The 21,671-nt window shown below is 44.5% G+C and carries 14 protein-coding genes; 13 read left to right on the forward strand and 1 reads right to left on the reverse strand.

Annotated elements, in window-relative coordinates; translation table 11 throughout:
* The first annotated feature begins 62 nt into the window (after window positions 1-62).
* From ACZ41C_RS07570 to ACZ41C_RS07610, 9 genes are all read left to right on the forward strand, one after another.
* Window positions 63-3,224 carry a WD40/YVTN/BNR-like repeat-containing protein gene (locus tag ACZ41C_RS07570; protein WP_464565303.1) on the forward strand — a complete coding sequence of 1,054 codons (3,162 nt, stop codon included), beginning with the start codon at window positions 63-65 and terminating at the stop codon, window positions 3,222-3,224.
* A gap of 22 nt (window positions 3,225-3,246) precedes the next feature.
* Complete coding sequence (locus tag ACZ41C_RS07575; RefSeq protein WP_464565305.1) at window positions 3,247-4,698, forward strand: M20/M25/M40 family metallo-hydrolase; 1,452 nt, start codon at window positions 3,247-3,249, stop codon at window positions 4,696-4,698.
* Between the two features lie 96 nt (window positions 4,699-4,794).
* The gene (locus ACZ41C_RS07580) at window positions 4,795-6,339 is read left to right on the forward strand and encodes a sulfatase family protein (protein ID WP_464565307.1); all 1,545 of its coding nucleotides are present in this window, start codon (window positions 4,795-4,797) and stop codon (window positions 6,337-6,339) included.
* Window positions 6,340-6,356: 17 nt separating this feature from the next.
* The gene (locus tag ACZ41C_RS07585; protein WP_464565309.1) at window positions 6,357-7,046 is read left to right on the forward strand and encodes a hypothetical protein; all 690 of its coding nucleotides are present in this window, start codon (window positions 6,357-6,359) and stop codon (window positions 7,044-7,046) included.
* A gap of 156 nt (window positions 7,047-7,202) precedes the next feature.
* A complete protein-coding gene (locus ACZ41C_RS07590; RefSeq protein WP_464565311.1) occupies window positions 7,203-8,939 on the forward strand; it encodes a M28 family peptidase in 1,737 nt (578 codons plus the stop codon).
* Between the two features lie 75 nt (window positions 8,940-9,014).
* The gene (locus ACZ41C_RS07595; RefSeq protein ID WP_464565313.1) at window positions 9,015-11,861 is read left to right on the forward strand and encodes a VPS10 domain-containing protein; all 2,847 of its coding nucleotides are present in this window, start codon (window positions 9,015-9,017) and stop codon (window positions 11,859-11,861) included.
* A gap of 19 nt (window positions 11,862-11,880) precedes the next feature.
* Window positions 11,881-12,219 carry a cupin domain-containing protein gene (locus ACZ41C_RS07600; RefSeq protein WP_464565315.1) on the forward strand — a complete coding sequence of 113 codons (339 nt, stop codon included), beginning with the start codon at window positions 11,881-11,883 and terminating at the stop codon, window positions 12,217-12,219.
* A 13-nt stretch (window positions 12,220-12,232) separates the two neighbouring features.
* Window positions 12,233-12,622 carry a DUF2721 domain-containing protein gene (locus tag ACZ41C_RS07605; protein WP_138256581.1) on the forward strand — a complete coding sequence of 130 codons (390 nt, stop codon included), beginning with the start codon at window positions 12,233-12,235 and terminating at the stop codon, window positions 12,620-12,622.
* Between the two features lie 212 nt (window positions 12,623-12,834).
* Window positions 12,835-13,263 (forward strand): hypothetical protein, encoded by a 429-nt coding sequence (locus ACZ41C_RS07610; RefSeq protein ID WP_138256580.1) that lies wholly within the window; start codon window positions 12,835-12,837, stop codon window positions 13,261-13,263.
* 58 nt (window positions 13,264-13,321) lie between these two features.
* Here the strand turns inward: ACZ41C_RS07610 and ACZ41C_RS07615 are convergent, their stop codons facing one another.
* Window positions 13,322-17,167 carry an Ig-like domain-containing protein gene (locus ACZ41C_RS07615; protein ID WP_464565318.1) on the reverse strand — a complete coding sequence of 1,282 codons (3,846 nt, stop codon included), beginning with the start codon at window positions 17,165-17,167 and terminating at the stop codon, window positions 13,322-13,324.
* 443 nt (window positions 17,168-17,610) lie between these two features.
* Between ACZ41C_RS07615 and ACZ41C_RS07620 the strand changes: the two genes are divergently transcribed.
* The 4 genes from ACZ41C_RS07620 (at window position 17,611) to ACZ41C_RS07635 (ending at window position 21,589) form a co-directional block, all read left to right on the forward strand.
* Window positions 17,611-18,288 (forward strand): succinate dehydrogenase cytochrome b subunit, encoded by a 678-nt coding sequence (locus ACZ41C_RS07620; protein ID WP_464565320.1) that lies wholly within the window; start codon window positions 17,611-17,613, stop codon window positions 18,286-18,288.
* A gap of 11 nt (window positions 18,289-18,299) precedes the next feature.
* Entirely contained in the window at window positions 18,300-20,297 is a 1,998-nt protein-coding gene (locus ACZ41C_RS07625) for a fumarate reductase/succinate dehydrogenase flavoprotein subunit (RefSeq protein WP_138256577.1), read from the forward strand.
* Between the two features lie 9 nt (window positions 20,298-20,306).
* The gene (locus ACZ41C_RS07630) at window positions 20,307-21,053 is read left to right on the forward strand and encodes a succinate dehydrogenase/fumarate reductase iron-sulfur subunit (RefSeq protein ID WP_464565322.1); all 747 of its coding nucleotides are present in this window, start codon (window positions 20,307-20,309) and stop codon (window positions 21,051-21,053) included.
* A gap of 65 nt (window positions 21,054-21,118) precedes the next feature.
* A complete protein-coding gene (locus tag ACZ41C_RS07635; protein ID WP_154917660.1) occupies window positions 21,119-21,589 on the forward strand; it encodes a very short patch repair endonuclease in 471 nt (156 codons plus the stop codon).
* Window positions 21,590-21,671: the final 82 nt, after the last annotated feature.

Raw genomic sequence — 21,671 nt, forward strand, 5'->3', positions numbered from 1 at the left:
AAAGGGCTATTTTAGACAACAATTGGCTAACTTGTACACCATACCATAACAAACCAATTGTCATGAAAATCCGGTATTTTTTGCTTGTATTACTTCTTTTAAATTTTGTTTCGATTTTTCCCCAAACAGACCCCGCTGTTTTTGGGAACCTACGGTTTCGTTTTATAGGACCGGAAGGCAACCGTACCATTGCCATGGCGGGGGTGGCGGGAGACCCCATGACCACCTATATCGGTGCGGCCTCCGGCGGATTATGGAAAACCTCCGATGGCGGTATTAGCTGGAACCCCATTTTTGATGCTCAGGACGTTTCATCCATTGGCTCGGTGGCCATTACCCCAACAAATCCCGATATCATTTGGGTGGGCACGGGTGAAACCTTTGTGATTCGGCCCGCCCATGCCATGGGTGATGGCATCTATAAATCCGAGGATGGTGGAAAGACCTGGATAAACATGGGCCTTGAGAAAACGGGGCGCATTGGGCGCATTCTTGTGCATCCTACCAATCCGGACATTGTATATGCAGCTGCCCTTGGACATACCTACGGACCACAGCAGGAACGAGGGGTATTTAAAACCACGGATGGTGGAAAGACCTGGAATCGCATCTTTTTTGTGGATGAAAACACCGGGGCTGCCGAATTGGCCATGGACCCAAAAAATCCAGACCGACTCCTAGTAGGCATGTGGTCCATACATATCAATACATGGGGCTTGAATAGTGGTGGTCCCGGAGGAGGTGTTTACAGGACCTTGGATGGTGGGGATACTTGGGAACCCTTGTCCAAAAAAGGCCTGCCGGGAGGTGAAGACCATCCCGTTGGTAAAACTGCTGTAGCCATTTCACATTCCAGTCCGAATATTGTCTATGCCCTTTTTGAAATAGAGAGTCCGGCCCTTTATCGCTCCGAAGACTTTGGGGACTCTTGGACCCTACAGACAAGAAACCATGACATTGCAGAACGTGCCCCTTATTATACGCGTATGGCCGTTTCAACTGCAGACCCTAATGAACTCTATTTTGCCAGTGTTAAATTCAGCATTTCCAAGGATGGCGGTAAGACCATTGAAAGTGGTTACAGTGCCGGAGGCGATAACCATGATATCTGGGTGGACCCCACCAATGCGGACCGACTCATGGTGGCCCATGATGGGGGTGCCAGTATCAGTATGAACCATGGAAAAACCTTTCAGCGGATCGTGCTTCCAATAGCCCAAATGTACCATGTAGCCGTTGATGATAAAATTCCATACAATGTCTATGGAAACCGCCAGGATGGGTATTCCTATATGGGGCCCAGCAATAGCAAACAGGGGTACATACCTCTGGGCCTTTGGAAGGGCGTAGGCGGTTGCGAAAGCGGTTTTGCCCAACCCGATCCTTTTGACAACGACATTGTTTGGTCCGGTTGTTATGATGGGGGACTGCAACGTTACAATGTTAAAACAGGACACGCCCGTGATGTACGGGTTTGGCCAGAGGCAGGCTACGGTTGGGAACCGGGAAAATTGAAATACCGCTGGCATTGGAATTTTCCATTGGCCTTTTCGCCCCATACAAAACATAGGGTCTACGTGGGCAGCCAATATGTACATAAAAGTGATGACGGCGGACAAAGTTGGCAAGTGATCAGTCCGGACCTTACCTTGAACGATAAGACCCATCAACAAAATTCAGGGGGTATCGCCGTTGACAACCTTATGACCTTTGATGGGTCGGTTTTGTTCAGCATTGTGGAGTCAACATTGGAACCTGGCCTTATTTGGACCGGTAGCAATGACGGACAGGTACAGCTCACCAAAGATGGAGGAACCACTTGGACCAATGTAACCTCCAATATTCCTGACCTTCCCAAATGGGGAACCATTGCCAACATAGAAGCATCCCGATATAAAAAGGGAAGTGCTTATATCACGGTAGACCTGCATCAAATGGGGGACTTTGACCCGTATGTTTACAAAACCGAGGATTATGGGCAGACCTGGAAATTAATAAGCGATACAGTGCCAAAATCTGTCCATAGCTTTGCCCATGTTATCAAGGAAGACCCCAAAAGGGAAGGAATGCTCTACTTGGGAGTTGATAACGGACTTTATATAAGCCATGATGATGGTGAACATTGGATGCGTTTGCGCAACAATCTGCCACCTGCACCCGTGTATTGGTTGGAAATCCAAGAACGGTTTGATGATCTTGTGGTGGGTACGTATGGAAGAGGCTATTATATCATGGACAATATTTCCCCTTTACGGGAATACGATATGGATGCAAAGGATAAGGAGGCCCATCTTTTCAGTCTTAGACCGGTATATCGTTTCCAAGATGTTCAAAGCATCAAAACCGATGGTCCTAGCTTAAATTCCGGTACTAACCCTGCCTATGGTGCGGAAATCAATTACTTCTTAAAGGATAGTACCGATCAAAAAATCGAAATACAGATTTTGACCATGGAAGATGAAGTAGTCCGCACCTTGGAAGGAAAAAACAAACCAGGCGTCAATAGGGTCATGTGGAACCTACGCTATGAACCCACATATAAACCAAAACTTCAGACCTCCCCACCAGGAAGGCCATGGGTCCAGCTCAATGGTGAAGGATGGCGCCCCTTGGTCACTTGGGACCTTGATTTAATGCGTGGACAATACGGTCCCAAAGTAGTACCCGATAACTATAAGGTAAAACTGGTTATTGGCAACAAAGAATACATTAGGGAACTGGAGGTTTTAAAAGACCCGAGTACGGAAGGTAATCTCGAAGACATTCAAAAACAAGTAGCCTTTTCCTTGGAACTTCGCGATGCGATGAACTTGGCCGTAACCATGATCAATGATATTGAAGCGATACGGGTAGAGCTCAATGATATCATCCCAAAGTTAAGCCGCTCAGCGGACCGAAAAAAAGCCGAGGAACTACGCGCCATGGCCATTGCCATAGCTGGCAGCCTTTATGACATCCATCTGACAGGGGCCCGTGAAGATGCCTTTAGATCTCCCATAAAGCTTTATGGTAGGCTGAGTGCTTTGGCCAGTGACATCGGTGGGTTTGGTGCAGATTTTAAACCTACGGACCAACAACAGGAAGTGTATGCCATTTTTAATGAACGTCTTAAAGAGGTAGATGCCAAGTTTAAGAAATTCATAACCGTGGAAGTGGAGCAATTGAATTCCCGATTGAAACAAAGCGAACTACAAATACAACATACCCAAAAGATAAAATCATAAATTAAATTCAACTAGCAGACCTATGAAAAAACAACTCTTTATTGTTTTAACAGCCATTTTAGCCGTCTCTTGCGGCGAAACGAAAAAAGCAGAAACACAGGCAGAACTATTTGCCCGCATAGATTCCGAAATCAAGCAAAACGCAAAAGGCTACAGTACGTTAAAGGAAGCTTCCGAAACTATTGGTCACCGACTTACAGGTTCCGAAAACGGTGCCAAGGCAGAGGAATACACCTATAATAAGTTCAAGGAATATGGTTTTGAGGATGTGGAATATCAATCTTTTGAAGTAGAGGCTTGGTCCAGAGGAACCGTATCCGTCACTATAAATGAAGAACCTGTCAAGGCGGTGACGCTAGGACATTCACCCGTGGAAGCCATGGTATCGGGAGAAATCGTGGACATGGGCAACGGCCTAGAAGTAGATTATGCGGCAAAACCCGATGCCGTAAAGGACAAAATTGCCTTGGTGTATATCAGTATTTTGGAAGGAAGTCCGGAGGGATTGAGCAATCTGCACCGAAGTGAAAAAACTGCCTTAGCAATTAAATACGGTGCCAAGGGAATTATCATCATCAACCAAGTGGACAATGGGGTGCTATTAACTGGAACCGCCTCCGTAACCGGGGAACTGATTCCCATTCCGGCCGTTTGTATCGGCAAGGAAGATGGTATGGCCTTAAAAGAAACGCTGAAAGAAGGAACCGCGTCCGCCACAATTGAAATGACGAATAACAGCGACATGATCAGTGCCAGGAACGTGGTAGCTACCCTCCCGGGAAGTGAGATACCCAATGAAATCATCGTCATTGGCGGCCATTTGGATTCGTGGGATTTGGCCACAGGAGCCATAGATAACGGCATTGGATCCTTTGCGGTATTGGATATTGCCCGTGCGTTTAAGGCCAATAACCTTCAGCCAAAAAGAACGGTAAAATTCGTCATGTTCATGGGTGAGGAACAAGGCCTTTTTGGTTCCAGACACATGGTGGCAGAAGCCCTGAAAGAAGGCACTATGGACCAAATAAAGTATATGATGAACTTGGACATGGCAGGCAATCCCATTGGTATGAATGCTGGTGGAAAGTTAGATAACGAGGCTTTTTTCACCAATCTAGGTGCCGCAATCCAACAACAGGACAGCATCTATAAAAATGAATTTTCAAACCGTTCCGGATTGCATAGCGACCACCAGCCCTTTATGTTGGAAGGGGTGCCAATTTTATCGGTTCACAGCAACTTGGACCGTTCCATTTACGGTTGTTATCATTCGGATTGTGACGATTTTAACTTGGTGAACGAGGAACATATGACCAATACTTCCCGGTTTGGCACCATGATGTTGTACGGCTTGGCAAATGCCGAAACCCTTCCCGCGACCAAAATGGATAGTGAGACTACAAAGGAGTTCATGATAAAAAACGACCTTAAGGAAAAACTGATTATTGGAGGCGATTGGAAATGGGAGGAGTAGCATAGATTAAGTCCAAGGTTAATTTTCAAATTTAAATTCAATTCATCTGACCGCAGGGCATGAATTAAAAATGAGAAAAAAACAAATCATCTAAGAATGGAAAGTCGACAACTTCTTATTGTTTCAATTTTGGTATTGAGCCTTTTCTCGTGCAAAGACAATACTGCCAAAACCAGTGAAATGACGAGTGCTGATGGTTCAAAACCCAATATCGTTATTATTTATATGGACGATTTGGGCTTTGGTGAGCTTAGTGCCTATGGGGCTACGGAATTGAAAACTCCAAATATGGATGCATTGGCCAATGGCGGACTACGATTTACGAATGGTTATGCCACCTCGGCTACCTGTACGCCCAGTAGATATGCCTTGTTGACCGGGGTGTATCCTTGGCGGAATAAAAATGCAAAAATCCTTCCGGGGTCCGCTTCCTTGATTATTGATACGGCCCAAACCACACTACCAAAGCTTTTGAGAAACGAGGGCTATGCTACTGGGATTGTTGGTAAGTGGCACCTTGGCCTAGGTGCCGCGGAAATCAACTGGAACGAGACCATACGTCCGGGGCCTAATGAGGTAGGTTTTGACTACAGTAATATTTTGGCCGCCACCCAAGATAGGGTACCTACGGTCTATATCAAAAACGGGAATGTCGTGAATCTGGACCCCAATGACCCCATTCAAGTCAGTTATGAAAAGAATTTTGAGGGTGAACCTACTGGGTTGGACACTCCCGAAATGCTAAAAATGAAATGGCACCATGGGCATAATAACAGCATTGTTAATGACATTCCGCGAATAGGCTTTATGAAGGGTGGGGAAGCCGCCAAATGGGTCGATGAGGATATGGCCGATTATTTTCTGGTGGATGCCCAAACCTATGTCAAAAAAAATAAGGACCGACCCTTTTTTCTATACTACGCCCTACAACAGCCCCACGTTCCAAGAACGCCCCACCCAAGGTTCGTTGGAAAATCAGGAATGGGACCTAGAGGCGATGTGATTTTGGAAGCGGATTGGGTCATAGGGGAGTTCATAAAAACCTTGGAAAAGGAAGGTTTGTTGGAAAATACCCTGATCGTTTTTTCCAGTGATAACGGCCCCGTGGTAAACGACGGTTATTATGACGAAGCTGTTGAAAAATTGGGTCATCATAAACCTGCCGGTCCCCTACGTGGCGGAAAATATAGTTTGTTCGAAGCGGGAACCCGAGTACCGTTCATTACCTACTGGAAGGGAACCATAGCTCCGGGTGTTTCCAATGCTATGGTATCCCAATTGGATCTTTTTGCTTCGTTGGCCTCTTTAGTAAATAGTGATGCCACAACGGAGGATAGCAAAAACCTGATGGCCGTATTGTTGGGAAAGAGCGAATCTGGCCGGGACGAGTTGGTACTGGAGGCTACTTCCAGAACGGCTTTTCGAAAAGGGGATTGGGCGATGATTCCCCCATACAATGGTCCAGCAAGAAATGATTTGGTGGATATTGAATTGGGAAATGACAGTGTATATCAGTTGTATAATTTACAGGACGATATAGGGCAACAAAACAATTTGGCAGAAAGCCATCCAGAGAAACTACAGGAACTAATCGATTCCTATCGAGCCATCCTTAAAAACACCAATACAGATATCGAATAACTTCAGTTGTGGAGCGTATGAAAAGAACAATTCAAATTTTATTTTTACTGATTTCAATTATTGCTGTTGGACAGAATAATGAACACGTAAAAAATAACGAACATATTTTCTGGCAAAAGAATATTAAACTTAAAGCTACTGATTTTCAGAATGATGGAAGAGATATTCCTAACGCTGTAAAATATTGCGACACAATCGGACTTTGTACAGCAGGAGCTTTTGGCATTTTTGCTGTACTTGATATCCCTAAAAAGAAAAGAAAGCGTGGAAAATTGAGAGAGAAAGTCTATATCGTTCCTGCATTTGAATTTGAAAGCTCATATAGAGTCAAAAACGATAGTTTGGGAGTAGAAAAGCAGCAAGTAGTTTTTGATATTTTTGAGCTTTCCGCAAGATGGATGAGAAGAGAGTTAAAGAAAATGACTCAAACAATGGATGGCTATGGTACATTGTCAATTTGGTTCAAAACAGTGGAAAATGATGCTAAGAAAATGGCTCAAGAAATGGTAGACGGATTTACTCACGAGGTTTTTATTGACCCGCAGCCAAACGCTTACGAAGAATGGAAAAATCAAATCGATAAAATGATTTTAGAAACTAAAGAATTTGAAACAAGTAAAGAAGAGATTGAAAGATTTAAATTAGGAAAACCATTATTGGAGGAATATAAAATGGCCGAACAGTTAATGGGAAATTTATTTAACTAAAAATAAGTGCTACAGTATTGGCCATGTTTGATTGCCTTTTTATCACTAAATTTAAATCAACTAAACACTAACAGGACCCGATTTCTCTCAGATAATATCCGTTGGAAATGTCTGTCGCAAATAATATACCTATCGTTGGGCTCAAGGTCTCCTCGTATGTCACAGTTCCTAGAAAAAACAAGCACCCTCTGTTTCCTTTATGCTCTATTGCTGGTGATGCCCTCACATTTACACTCACAGAACAAGGAGGGTGAAAAAAACGAATATTTTGATTTGGTCCGACCAAAGTTCGATGGGAAATTGGCCTATGAAACTACGGACTATGTAGCGCAATACTGGAGGGTCCCTGGAAATACCGGGTTCAACAATAGTGTGAAATGGATAGCCAAGGAACTTGAAAAAGCCGGATATGTACTGGAATCCAAAGCCGATTCCAATGACCGATTGACCTACAGGATCGAATCCCGACCCATGAAAGACCCAACTTGGGAACCTGTTTCCGCACGTTTGGAAATTTTGGGCCAAACAGATCCAATTTTGGTCTCCACCTCAAACAGGAACATGACCTATCTCAACGCGGCTTCAACACCAACAGAAGGCATAGCGGCGGAAGTGGTCCCCATTGGCGCCAAGGAAGATATACCCAACCTCGACTTGAAAAACAAGGTAGTTTTTATGGAATTCGGCCTCAATGGTATCTACCAGGAGTTATTGGACAATGGGGTTTTGGGCGTTTTGACCTATAACAATCCAACGTACCTACAACCGGAAAAGAATATCACCTCCATACAGTTTAGAAGCCTACCTCCGCAAACTAATACCAAATTCTGGGGAATCGCCCTGTCCTTTGAAGCCAAGGAAAGACTTAAGGCAGCGTTTAAAAGAGGGGAAACGATGGTCAAGGTAAATATTCAAACGAAAATATATGAAGCTGAGGAGCTTACAGTAATCGCCAATATAAAAGGAAGTAAAAAACCTTCCGAACGACTGGTTTTCAGTGCCCATATCCAAGAACCGGGCGCCAATGACAATGCCAGCGGTGTTGGGGCGCAGCTAGAAATGGCTTCCGTTGCGGCGAACCTTATCGATTCCGGACAAATCGACTGCGAGCGTACCATGACCTTTCTTTGGGGCGATGAAATATCGTCCACCCACCGATACATTCAAGAAGATAAAACAAGGGCGCAAGGCATAAAATGGGGCATCAGCCTGGACATGGTAGGCGAAAATACGAATATCACAGGAGGCTCCTTTTTAATAGAAAAAATGCCGGACCCAAGTGCCATATGGACGCGCGGAAATGACAAACACACGGAATGGGGCGGCGAAGTCCTTTCTCTAGGGGACATGAAACCCCATTATCTCAATGATTTTATTATCCGCAATTTTCGACAACAAGGCGACTTTGCCGGCTGGGAAGTGAATACGAATCCTTTTGAAGGAGGGAGTGACCATACTCCCTTTTTAAAAGCCAACATTCCAGGACTATTATTATGGCATTTTACGGATCAGTTTTATCATACCGATAATGACAGAATAGACAAAGTATCCCAAAAGACCTTACAAAATGTGGGCACGGCGGCACTGGCCAGCGGTCTACAATTGGTCAATGCCGATGAAAAAACCGCACTGTGGATTTTAAGCATATTGGAAAAAGAATCCTTTGAGCGATTGGAAAACGAGTTTGAACAAAGTCAAGTGGCGATTGAAAAAGGTTCCAATTTCAAGTTTGAGAAACAGATTTTATCGGCATGGGAGGAGTGGTATAACAAAGCCTATGGTTCCGTAATCGATATAGATGATTCCCCAAAAACAAAATCGGCAATAGCCCAAAAACAGTCGAATTTGAAATCATATTACAACAAACTGATCGGAAGGCTTAAGAATCAATAAATACTTCTGTTGGTCCAAAGGGACTTTGAACAAAGTTTTAGTAACTTTCCAAAACCCTATAATTTATAATCTACCATGAAAATAGTACCCTTCTTTCTTCTATTGGGATTCAGGATGCTAACGGCCCAGATTTCCCCCACCGATCAAACCGAGGTTTTGAAATCCTTGGAAAAAAAGGCCCAAATGGGTCAAGCTTCCTTGGTAAAAAACATCCCTTTGAAGAATATTGGACCTTCCATTATGAGTGGGCGTGTGGTGGACGTGGCAGTAAATCCAAAATCGCCTATTGAATTTTATGTGGCCTATGCTTCGGGTGGACTTTGGTATACGAACAATAACGGGACGACCTTTACCCCAATTATGGACAATACCCCAACACAGAACATTGGGGACATTGCCGTGCATTGGGAATCGGGGACAATCTATGTCGGGACCGGCGAGAACAACGCCTCTCGCTCGACCTATGCCGGCATCGGTATTTTAAAATCAACGGACCAAGGAAAAACTTGGTCGAATATGGGATTGCCAGATTCGCATCATATCGGTCGCATCCTAATAAATCCCGATAATCCAAACGACGTAGTGGTTGGCGTGGTAGGGCATTTATATTCCACCAATGCGGAAAGGGGTCTTTATAAATCTGCCGATGGAGGCAAAACATGGAAAAAAACCTTATTTGTGGGCGATGACACGGGTATTATTGATGTGGCCCATGCTCCCAAAAACTTTAATATCATGTATGCGGCCGCGTGGCAAAAAGATCGCAAGGCTTGGGATTTTTTGGGCAACGGCAATTTATCGGGCATTTATAAAAGTACCGATGCCGGAACGAGTTGGAAAAAAATAACCACGCCCCAAAGTGGGTTTCCTACCGGTGAGGGAGTGGGTAGAATCGGCCTTGCCGTATACGATGACAACACCGTTTATGCCGTGCATGACAATCAGTTCAGGAGAGCAAAACAGGATAACGATGTCAAGGAAAAGGAAGGACTTCAAAAGGAAGATTTCAAGGCTATGGATACGGAGGCGTTTTTGAAATTATCGGACAAACAACTCAACGATTTTCTAAAAACAAATAATTTTCAGGAAAAATACCGTGCCGAAAACGTAAAACAAATGGTGCGCAGTGGTGCCGTAAAACCGGCAGACCTTGCTTCCTACTTGGAAGATGCCAATGCATTGCTCTTTGATACGCCAGTCATTGGAGCGGAGGTATATAAGAGCATGGACGGCGGTGTTAGTTGGAAAAAACAGAACCAGGATTACATTGACGGACTATACTACAGTTACGGGTATTACTTTGCCCAAATCAATGTGGACCCATCCAATGTGGATAAAATCTATTTGGCGGGTGTACCCCTTTTAAAATCGAACGACGGCGGAAAAACCTACATGGCGGTCAATGAGGATAACGTACATTCAGACCATCACGCTTTGTGGATAAACCCAGATAGGTCCGGGCATCTGATCAATGGGAATGATGGCGGCCTCAACATTTCCTACGATGATGGGGAGAGCTGGATAAAGAACAACTCCCCGATCGTGGGTCAGTTCTATGCCATAAATGTGGATAATCAGGAACCGTACAATGTATATGGCGGTCTTCAGGACAACGGCGTTTGGATGGGGCCCCATAATGCGGAGGAGAATAGGGAATGGCACCAGTCCGGGCAATACCCTTGGAAATCCATTTTGGGCGGTGACGGTATGCAGGTGCAAATAGACAGTAGGAACCCAAATATCGTGTATACGGGATTTCAGTTTGGTAATTACTTCCGATTGGATTTGGAGACCGGAAAAAGGAACTATATCCAACCAAAGCACGAATTGGGAGAATCGCCCTACCGATTCAATTGGCAAACACCAATACTACTTTCCTCGCACAACCAGGATATTCTGTATTTGGGCGGAAACAAGTTGCACCGGTCTTTAGATCAAGGCGATACTTGGGAAACCATTTCACCGGACCTGACAATGGGAGGAAAAAGGGGGAACGTGGCCTATGGTACCTTGACCACCATTTCTGAATCGCCATTTAAGTTTGGACTGATATATACCGGCAGCGATGATGGATTGGTGCAGGTAAGTACGAACGGAGGCGGTAGCTGGGATTTGATATCAGGGTCCTTTCCCAAGGATTTGTGGGTGAGTAGGGTGGCGGCATCAAAACATAAAAAGGAACGCGTTTATGTTACATTGAACGGATATCGTTGGGATGATTTTACACCCTATATCTATGTGAGCGAGGACTACGGAAAAACATGGAAATCCATCGCCAATACTATTCCAACTTCTTCGGTTAACGTCATTTTGGAAGATCCGGAAAATGAAAATCTGCTTTTTGTTGGAACGGATAATGGCCTGTATGTTTCGTTTGACAGGGGCGGTTCCTGGGAGGTTTTCGATAACGGACTTCCCTACGTGGCGGTGCATGATCTGGTCATACAGGAAAAGGCAAAACACCTATTGGTGGGTACGCACGGGCGAAGTATTTATAAGGCCAATATTTCAACCTTACAGCAAATGACACCCCGGGCCTTGGAGAGTAAATTGAAACTTTTTGAACTTACCGATATCAAACATTCCAGCAGATGGGGCAACCCTAGAAGCTCCTGGTCAAGAGCGCAAACCCCAGGCTTGGACATCACCTTTTATACCACAAAGAAAGGCCCTTTTAAGGCCATCGTCCTGAGCGAGGACGATATTGTGGTAAGCGAGACCGAGATAAACGGGGATAAGGGTTTCAATATTCTGTCCTTTGATGTAGCCTTCTCTAAAATCGGAAAAGACAATTACTTAAAACAACATAAAACAAAGCTATCGGAAGCAGAAGATGGAAAAACATATCTGCCCAAAGGAACTTACGTGGTTAAGATTTCCGGCAATGGCATTACAGAATCAACCACATTTAAGATAGACTAACTTTTATTCAATTAAACCTGTGAAAATAGTAGATTGGAATACACTGCCAGAACTAGGGTTGAGCCATAATCAACATATCAAGAAAAAGACCTTGGTTTCAAAAGGGGAAATACCTCACCTCATGATGTTTGGTACTGCAGTTTTTAAACCAGGAGACAAAGTGGATTTTCATCTACACGAAATCATGTTCGAGGTGTTCTTCATTCAAATTGGTAAAGTCATTTTTGAGGTAAATGGCGAAAAACATATTTTAACAAAAGGAAAGTGTATCATCATTGAGCCCGGTGAACTTCATGCACAATCAAACCCCTTTGATGAGGACGTTAGTTGGTCATATTTTGGAATATCGATTGATTAAAACAAAATACTAAATGGAACTAACTTTAGGAATTCCCGCATTACTTTTTCCGGCCATATCTTTGACCATGTTGGCCTATAACGCCCGTTATTTGGCCATCGCGGCGCTGATACGTCAATTGCACCAAAAGTTCGAGGAGACGGGGTCAAAATCCGTAGGCTTACAGGTTAAAAAGCTACAAAAACGTCTGACAATAATCAAGAACATGCAGGCTACGGCCATCTTTAGCTTTTTGCTGGCCGTCATTACCATGTCTTTGATCTACGTCCAGCTCACGTTTTGGGCAAATCTTGTCTTCGGCATCAGTCTGCTTGCACTCATGATTTCCTTGATACTTTCCTTTATTGAGGTGCAACTTTCTACCAAGGCTTTGGAGATTCAGCTCAAGAACATGGAAAACTGAATATCACCCTATTTGCAGGGCATTTCTGACCTTTTATTTCAATTATAAACCGTACATTTAGAGGAGTTTGTCCAAATGATACAATGATTAAAATAAGTTAAGGTTACAATGGCTGCCTGCCGAGATTTCCCGATAACTATCAGGTTGGTTAATTTTCTACCCTGCGCTGCGAGAAGTCCAGACTTGACCTATAAAACAAAAAACTTGAAAGTATGAAACGTGTTAAGGATCTTCCATACTTCAAAAAAATACGAGAGGTAAGGGAGTTTGAATTCGGGGTTTTCTATTATTTCGATGGTCTGGTCATTTCGGAAATAAAGGAAGGAGTTGTTTTTGACTGGAATATGGCCAAGAGGGCAGTAGCGGCCGCCAAGGAAATTTTCGGGGAGGAGACCCCTATTGCCTACATCTCCAATCGTATAAACAGTTATACGGTGGTTCCTACGGAATGGTTAAAATTTTACAAAAACAGACATCAGTTGTCCTATTACAGTGTGGTGGGTTCCACACAAGGTAGTTTTGCGAGCATCGTTTTGGAGAAAATGTTCTTTAAGGAATCACTACGGCAATTCAATGATTTGGAAGCCGCCGTTGCGTGGAGTTTGGACCGAATTAAAGAGAAAAAGGAGACTTTGTCCTAAAACCCAATAAAAAAGGCCTTTAACATGTAAAGGCCTTATGAGTTTACTTTGTTGTTTTTTAATTGATAATCAGTGTTTTACCCTCATAACCGTCCGCGGATTCGAACAAGAGGTAATATACCCCTGATGGATATTCCGATACGGAAAACTGATTTACAGTAGGATGGTTCGCAGGGTAGCTTACCGTTTTCAATAACTGGTTACCGGGCCCATAAAGACTGACCACCACAGCTTTGCCCATATATCCGGATAGGTCTATGTTGAAAGTATCCGTCACTGGCATAGGGTACAGCTTTATAGAACTGGTATTTGGAGCTATTACCTTGACAAGCATCGTGGCGTGATAGCCACCGTCCTCGGTAACAACGGATACATCCATCTCACCTACGGCATTGGCCGTCACCAATCCTGAATCGGGATCAACAGAAACAATGGATGGGTCATTCGAGAACCAACGTACATTTTTGTTCGTTGCATTATCCGGTTCAACGATGGCGCTCAGCAAGAACGTCTCCCCTTCATTTAAGGTCAATGTCTTTGGCGACACCAACACATTGTAAACTGCAATGTTGGGAGCGGTACCTCCGGTAACCTTTATCAAGGCACTGGCTTTGAAACCACCATCGTTCGTAGTAACGGTGACATCGATCTCACCCGCCCCATTGGCGATTACCAGACCTGTTGTGGCATCAATTGAGGCAATGCTAGGGTCGTTGGAAATCCAACTAACGCTTTGGTCCGTCGCATTGGCAGGTTCTGTAATCGCATTCAACTGAAAGGTCTCCCCAACCTTTAGGCTGACTTGACTGGGTGATGTCAATACGTTATAAACGGAAATTGGGTTTTGGGGAGTGCCGGCCACCTTAACCAAGGCACTGGCCTTGTACCCGCCATCATTGGTCGTCACGGTTACATCTATTTCACCGGGACCCACTGCGGTTACCATACCTGTTGTGGCATCAATGGATGCAATACTAGGGTCGTTTGAAATCCAACTAACGCCTTGGTCCGTTGCATTGGCCGGTTCCGTAATGGCGTTCAATTGGAAGGTTTCACCAACCTGTAGGTTGACAACGTTTGGTGATGTCAGTACATTGTATACTGGAATGTTGATTGTCACCTCTCCAAAGACTTCTACCTCCGCTAAGGAAAGAATTTTATTGTTTCCCGGTAAATATACCATTAGATATCTACCACTGGTGTTGACATTGGTAAAGAATTGCGAGGGTTCAGCATTGGCCGTTCCCACTTCGGTATAGTCGGCTGGATTGTTGCTCGGCGTGTTTCCAACCAAGAGTTTGGCACCGCTCAGACGCTCGTAACAGCAATCGGTTCGATTGTACATATTGATTTTGTTGATGGTATATTCCCTACCTAAGTCTACCCTCCACCATGGATTGTTGGAAGTGGCCGTATGCGTTACGGAACCATTGGAATAGAGGCCGCTTCTGTTTCCGTCAACGGCCTTTGCAGCATCCCCTCCAAAATCGTTACTTGACTGTACTGCTGGTTTGTTCAAGGCCAGATTCAATTCGTTAGGTTCCGTATTCGAACCCAATTGGCGTATCCAAGCTTCCAATAGGGCAACGCCATTCGCATCAATTTTGTTCTTGGCAATGGGAGGCATGGCAATGCCTTCCTGTAGGCTATTGGCCCGCAGGTAAATTATGGATTTCTCCGGAGAACCTTGTCGCAAAATGGCTTCATCTGGGATGCCCAAGGAATTGAAAATTCCCGCATCCAAAAGCCCCGTTTGTTCCAGGTTCGGTACCATCCTCATATCAAAATCCGCCCGAACATCGGAACCGGCCTGGTGGCAATAGGCGCAATTAAGGTCCAGGTAGGAACGTGCCTTTTCATCCAAGGAGGCGTTTGCATCGGTCAAAGCCTTATATGTTAAAAGGGAGTTTGTATTGGCATCCGTGATCGTTTGGTCCAATATGCCCAAATGGCTCAAGGTGACCAATTGATTGGCGGTTCTACCCGTTCTTGGATATCTTAAATCCTTGTTGAGGTATCTCGTACGTGTACCAATGGTACCACCGGTGCTTGGATTATGGCAGGTAACGCAGTCGCTTCTGCTGGGGTAGGTCCAGACTTGGGCTTCGGTCGTTCCATCGGCCCTTTTTATGTTCAAGGTTTCATCCAAACCGGATGTCAATAGCACCGCATCGGTCTGGGCCTCGTTCCATTTATAGGTAACATAATAAAACTGGCCGTTGGACGCCTTGACCGAAAAACGGGTCTCCAAACGTTTGGTAAGCGATGGGTTATTTTCATCCAATGGCATTTCAAAATGCTTTATCAGCACTGATCCAATGGGGAAATCCCAATTTCCGTTTTCGGAATAATTGATCTGTTCTTCTTGTGTATCGTGTGTACCATCATTAGGGATTCCCAACCATCGTTTTTTCAGGGCGCCATCGGACCAAAAAGACTCGATCAATTCATAGGGGAAGATTCCTTGTGAGGGTGTTAGCGTGGATAGATCGCTGAAGGCTCCCGTTGCGCTCAAGGTCTGGGGCAAGGTCTCTTCGAATGATTTTTTGGTGGAAAGTTTAAAAAGCGTGGACACGCCCTGTTTCAGGATATACAGTTCTCCCTGTTTGTCCTCCCCAAAGGATATGATATTGGTGGAACTAAAATTGCCTAACTGTTCATAGGTTCCGTTGGAAGTATTCACGGCCCAGATTTCCTCGCCAACACCATAATCGGCACAAATATACTTACCCTTTAGTTCCGGAATTTCCTCGCCCCTATACACGAATCCCCCAATAACGGCATTCGCTTGGGATCTGGGAAAAGCTACCAGGGGTTCTTCATGCGGCATGTTCTCGTAAAGACCGGATACACAAAAAGTGCTCCTGAAAAGACCCTCATAAAGTGGCCAGCCATAATTTTTTCCTTTTTTGACCACATTGATTTCCTCGTGTCGGCCTCCGCCTATTTCGCCAATGTACAAATCACCCGTAGCCCTGTCCTTTGTCATTCTATGTGGGTTTCTATGACCCATGGAGAAATACTCCTCAAAGCGTGCACCGTTGGGGCTTAGAAAGGGGTTGTCATTGGGTATCCAATATCCTACGCCTGAAATCTCATCTGAAAATCCATGGTCTTGGGGCATGGTCCTAATGGGCGCATGGCTTCGGGCAGGGTTTCTATCCACATCCAAGCGGAGTACGCCCCCGTCCAAATTGTTTACAATGTCCTGCGACTTTTTAAAGGCAGTTTGATCCCCAGTGGTGAGATATAAATAGCCATCGTCCCCAAAGAGAAGTCCGCCCCCTCTGTGTGTGGTTCCGTACATTCTTAGCTTCAACAGAACCTGTTCCGAACTTTCGTTCACGGTCATGGTCGTAGGATTCATGGTATATCTGGAAAGAATCAAAAAATTGCCCCAATACTCCTCGCTATTGCAGCTTTGGGTGGTATACATATTTGGGAAATTATTCCCATTACGGTCCTTAGTGGTGTAATAGGTATAGAAGTAATTGTTCCCTGCGGTACCAAATTTCGGGTGAAAAGTAAAGCCTAAAAAGCCTCCGTCCCAAACTACACCTACCTTATTGCTCAAATCCAACAACATGTTTTTTTGGGATACTTCAGGGTCCTTGTCAAACCAAAATATCTTTCCGTCCCTTTGCCCGACTACAATTTTGGCCGATGTTGGCAGTTCATTAAAAGTCAAGGGCGAGTCAAAGGTCAGATTGGTGTACACGGGTGCGTACGGCAAACCGTTCGAGTTGGGTACGGCCGCTGGAAAATTGAAGTTTAGGTAACGCCCAAGAGGTTCCGGGGCATCTAGCCCTGATCCTATAAAAAAAGGTGCCGCACTTAATAGTAAAAGTGCCAAGGCGGCAAGTAAGGTAATTTTTCTTTTGGTAGATCGTAAAGCTATTTTCATATAGTGATTGGTCTGGATGAACCGTCGAAATAAAAGAAAGTAGCTAAAAACATAGCTTGTTTTTCGACTAAACGATGGTATTTTAGACCAATTAAAGGTGTTGTGGTTAATTCTTACACGACAGGATGGTATTTACTTATGGTTCTGATTATCAATATTTTCAAGGGTCTTTGTGGGTAACGGGATCGTAGAGCCTTCCAAAATTGGTATTCATTCAAATCCGATTTGGGGATGGTTGGCCATACTAGATTTCTGGGTGAACCGTTATAAAAATCCATCGATCTGTTTAAGTAATAAAGCTATTTAAACCCTGTTTTTTAGGCCGTACTTAAACAGTCTTTAAAACATTCTTAAAATGGGTCTAAATAAGCACACTTAGACTCTTGAAAACTTGTTAATAACTGCCCTGTGCAGTAAATTTGTGCAAATTAAAAAAGCAACCAATGAGCGGATTTTTTAAATCTTCAATCGGTAGAAAATATGCGATGGCGCTTTCGGCCCTTTTCCTTATGGTTTTTCTACTACAGCATTTTGCCATCAATATTTTATCGGTTTTTAGTCCGGATGCCTTTAACGAGGCTTCCCATTTTATGGGAACCTTTTGGGCGGTTCAATTCGTTCTTCAGCCCATACTCATTTTTGGCGTGATCTTCCATTTTGTAATGGGATTCATCTTGGAAATCAAAAACAATAAGGCAAGGCAAAAGAGCTACGTTAAGAATAACGGCAATGCCAACTCCACTTGGATGAGCAGAAACATGTTGTTGAGCGGCGCGGTCGTTTTGGCATTTTTGGTGTTGCACTTTATTGATTTTTGGATTCCCGAAATAAATGTTAAATACGTTCAAGGAGACATGTCCGGTCTTTTACCAAGCGGGGATGGTTTTAGATATTACGAGGAATTGGTCCATAAATTTGAAAATCCATTGCGCGTTGGAGCCTATGTATTGGCCTTTGTGCTATTGAGCCTGCATCTGCTTCACGGGTTTAGTTCGGCATTCCAATCCATTGGTGCCAATTCCATTTACAAGAAAAGTATGAAAGGTTTGGCTCAGGTGTATGCTATAGGTCTACCTGTAGGATTTATTTTCATTGCACTTTACCATCATTTCACCCATTAAAAACAGCTAATATGGCATTAGATTCAAAAATACCTGAAGGCCCATTGGCCGATAAATGGACCAACCATAAAAACAAAATAAACCTTGTCAACCCGGCGAACAAACGTAATATCGATGTTATCGTTGTGGGTACAGGCTTGGCGGGAGGATCCGCCGCGGCAACTTTAGCGGAATTGGGATACAACGTAAAGGCATTCTGCTTTCAAGATTCACCACGTAGGGCACATTCCATTGCCGCACAGGGTGGAATAAACGCCGCGAAAAACTATCAGGGCGATGGCGACTCTACTTACCGACTGTTTTACGACACGGTTAAAGGCGGGGATTACCGTTCGCGCGAGGCAAACGTTTATCGTCTGGCCGAAGTATCCGCAAATATCATTGACCAATGTGTAGCCCAAGGGGTACCATTTGCCAGGGAGTATGGAGGTTTATTGGACAACCGTTCTTTTGGGGGCGTTTTGGTATCGCGAACGTTTTATGCTGCGGGCCAAACCGGACAGCAATTGTTGCTAGGGGCGTATTCCGCTATGAACCGACAAATTGGTAGGGGGAAGATAAAGATGTACAACCGGCATGAAATGTTGGATGTAGTCATCGTTGATGGTAAGGCCAGGGGTATCATTGCAAGGGATTTGGTTTCCGGTAAGATAGAAAGGCATTCCGCCCATGCGGTGGTTTTGGGAACCGGCGGTTACGGAAATGTATTTTATTTATCCACCAATGCCATGGGCAGTAATGTGACCGCTGCTTGGAAAGCGCATAAGCGAGGGGCCTTTTTTGCAAACCCATGTTACACCCAAATACACCCAACTTGTATCCCTGTTTCTGGAGACCATCAATCCAAGCTTACCTTGATGTCAGAGTCCTTACGAAATGACGGTAGGATCTGGGTGCCCAAGAAATTGGAGGATGCCGAAGCGATACGAGCTGGGAAACTTAAACCAACGAAGATTGCAGAGGAGGACCGTGACTACTATCTGGAAAGGCGTTATCCGGCTTTCGGTAATTTGGTACCTAGGGATGTAGCATCTAGGGCCGCCAAAGAACGTTGCGATGCCGGATACGGTGTAAACGCCACCGGTGAGGCCGTGTATTTGGATTTTGCCGATGCCTTCATGCGCTATGGTAGGGAACAGGCCTTGGTAAAAGGATTGGACGTAAATGATGATGTCCTCGTTAAGAAATTGGGTCAGGAAGTCGTGAAGACCAAGTATGGAAACCTGTTCCAGATGTACGAAAAAATCGTGGATGAAAACCCATACGAGACCCCAATGATGATTTATCCCGCGGTGCATTATACCATGGGCGGTATTTGGGTGGACTATAACCTGATGACGACCATACCCGGTTGTTACGCAATTGGGGAAGCGAACTTCTCCGATCACGGTGCCAATAGATTGGGAGCGTCCGCATTGATGCAAGGTCTGGCAGACGGCTATTTTGTATTGCCTTACACCATTGGCGATTATTTGGCAAATGACATCCGTACAGGACCTATCCCAACGGACACGAAGGAGTTTGATGAAGCTGAGAAATCGGTTCGGGATAATATAGATCACTTGATCAACAACAAGGGAAAATATCCAGTAGATTACTTCCATAAGAAACTGGGTAAAATCATGTGGAACAAATGTGGTATGTCCAGAAATGAAGCCGATTTAAAATCGGCCATCAATGAAATTGCGGAACTACGTGCCGAATTCTGGAAAGATGTTTTGGTACCCGGTTCTGCGGACGAATACAACGAGGAACTTGCCAAGGCGGGACGCGTTGCGGATTTCTTGGAGTTGGGAGAATTGTTCGCCAAGGACGCCCTGCAAAGGGAAGAGTCCGCAGGGGGTCACTTTAGGGAGGAATACCAGACTCCGGAAGGTGAGGCCAAGAGGAGAAAGGAGTTCCAATATGTTTCCGCTTGGGAATATAAGGGAGAACCAAAAGACGCCGTTTTACACAAGGAGGATTTGGTGTACGAGAATATAGAAGTTAAGGAACGAAGTTATAAATAAAGAAAAGCTATGAATTTAACATTGAAAATTTGGCGTCAAAAAAACGCTCATGATAAAGGAAAGATGGTTGATTATAAAATCAGCGATGTTTCCCCCGATATGTCATTTTTGGAAATGCTGGATGTGTTAAATAGTCAGCTGATATCAAAAGGAGAGGAGCCCGTAGCTTTTGACCATGATTGCAGGGAAGGTATCTGTGGGTCTTGTTCCTTATATATTAATGGCGAAGCTCATGGACCTGATAGGGGAGTTACTACGTGCCAATTGCATATGCGAAAATTCAAGGACGGTGACACAATCTATATTGAACCTTTTAGGGCGACGGCCTTTCCGGTAATCAAGGATTTGATTGTAGACAGAAGTGCCTTTGACCGTATCCAGAATGCGGGCGGTTTTATATCGGTAAATACCTCTGGTAATACCATCGACGCCAACGCGATTCCAGTAAACAAGCACGATGCGGACGACGCCTTTAGTGCCGCCACATGTATTGGCTGTGGTGCCTGCGTGGCCAGTTGCAAAAATTCTTCGGCCATGTTGTTTGTAGGTGCCAAAGTTTCCCAATACGCGCTGTTGCCGCAAGGAAGGGTAGAGGCCGTTGACCGGGTAAAGAATATGGTCGCGCAAATGGATTTGGAAGGTTTTGGAAACTGTACCAATACCGGTGCATGTGAAGTCGAGTGTCCAAAAGGAATATCCTTAGAGAATATTGCCCGTATGAACCGGGAGTATCTATTCGCAAACGTTAAGGGTTAATTCCTAGATCATAAAGTTTTTATAAATCCCATTTCATTCGAAATGGGATTTTTTATTTTTAGTGAATGTCCAAAAAGTATTCCGAAGAACGAATTATAGTCCCCAGATTTAACGAGGAATCCGGATTCTACACCACACCCCAACGCTCGAAGATTATGAGTAAGATCCGGGGAAAGGACACAAAGCCGGAAATGGCCTTTAGAAGGGCCTTGTATGCGGCCGGATATCGATATAGGGTAGACTACAAAAAACTCATTGGAAAGCCGGATATCGCCCTAAAAAAATATAAAACGGTCATTTTCATAGATGGGGAATATTGGCATGGCGAAAACTGGGAGGAACGCAAACCCAAGATCAAGACCAACCGCGATTTTTGGATAGCTAAAATAGAACGCAATATGCAGCGTGACCAAGAGGTAAATCAGGAATTGGACCGCTTGGGCTATACCGTATTTAGGTTTTGGGAACGCGAGGTCAAAAAGGAGCTGGACCGATGCCTTCAAGAAGTCCTTCAACATCTTGCATCAGTTCACTAAAAATCCTAGCCTTTGTCCGTTTAAGAGAGCTTTAACCTTCAGCAGTCCTAATTTAATAAGGCATTAACGGAGATTTTCCTTT

The organism is Maribacter sp. C-4077 (assembly GCF_055378385.1).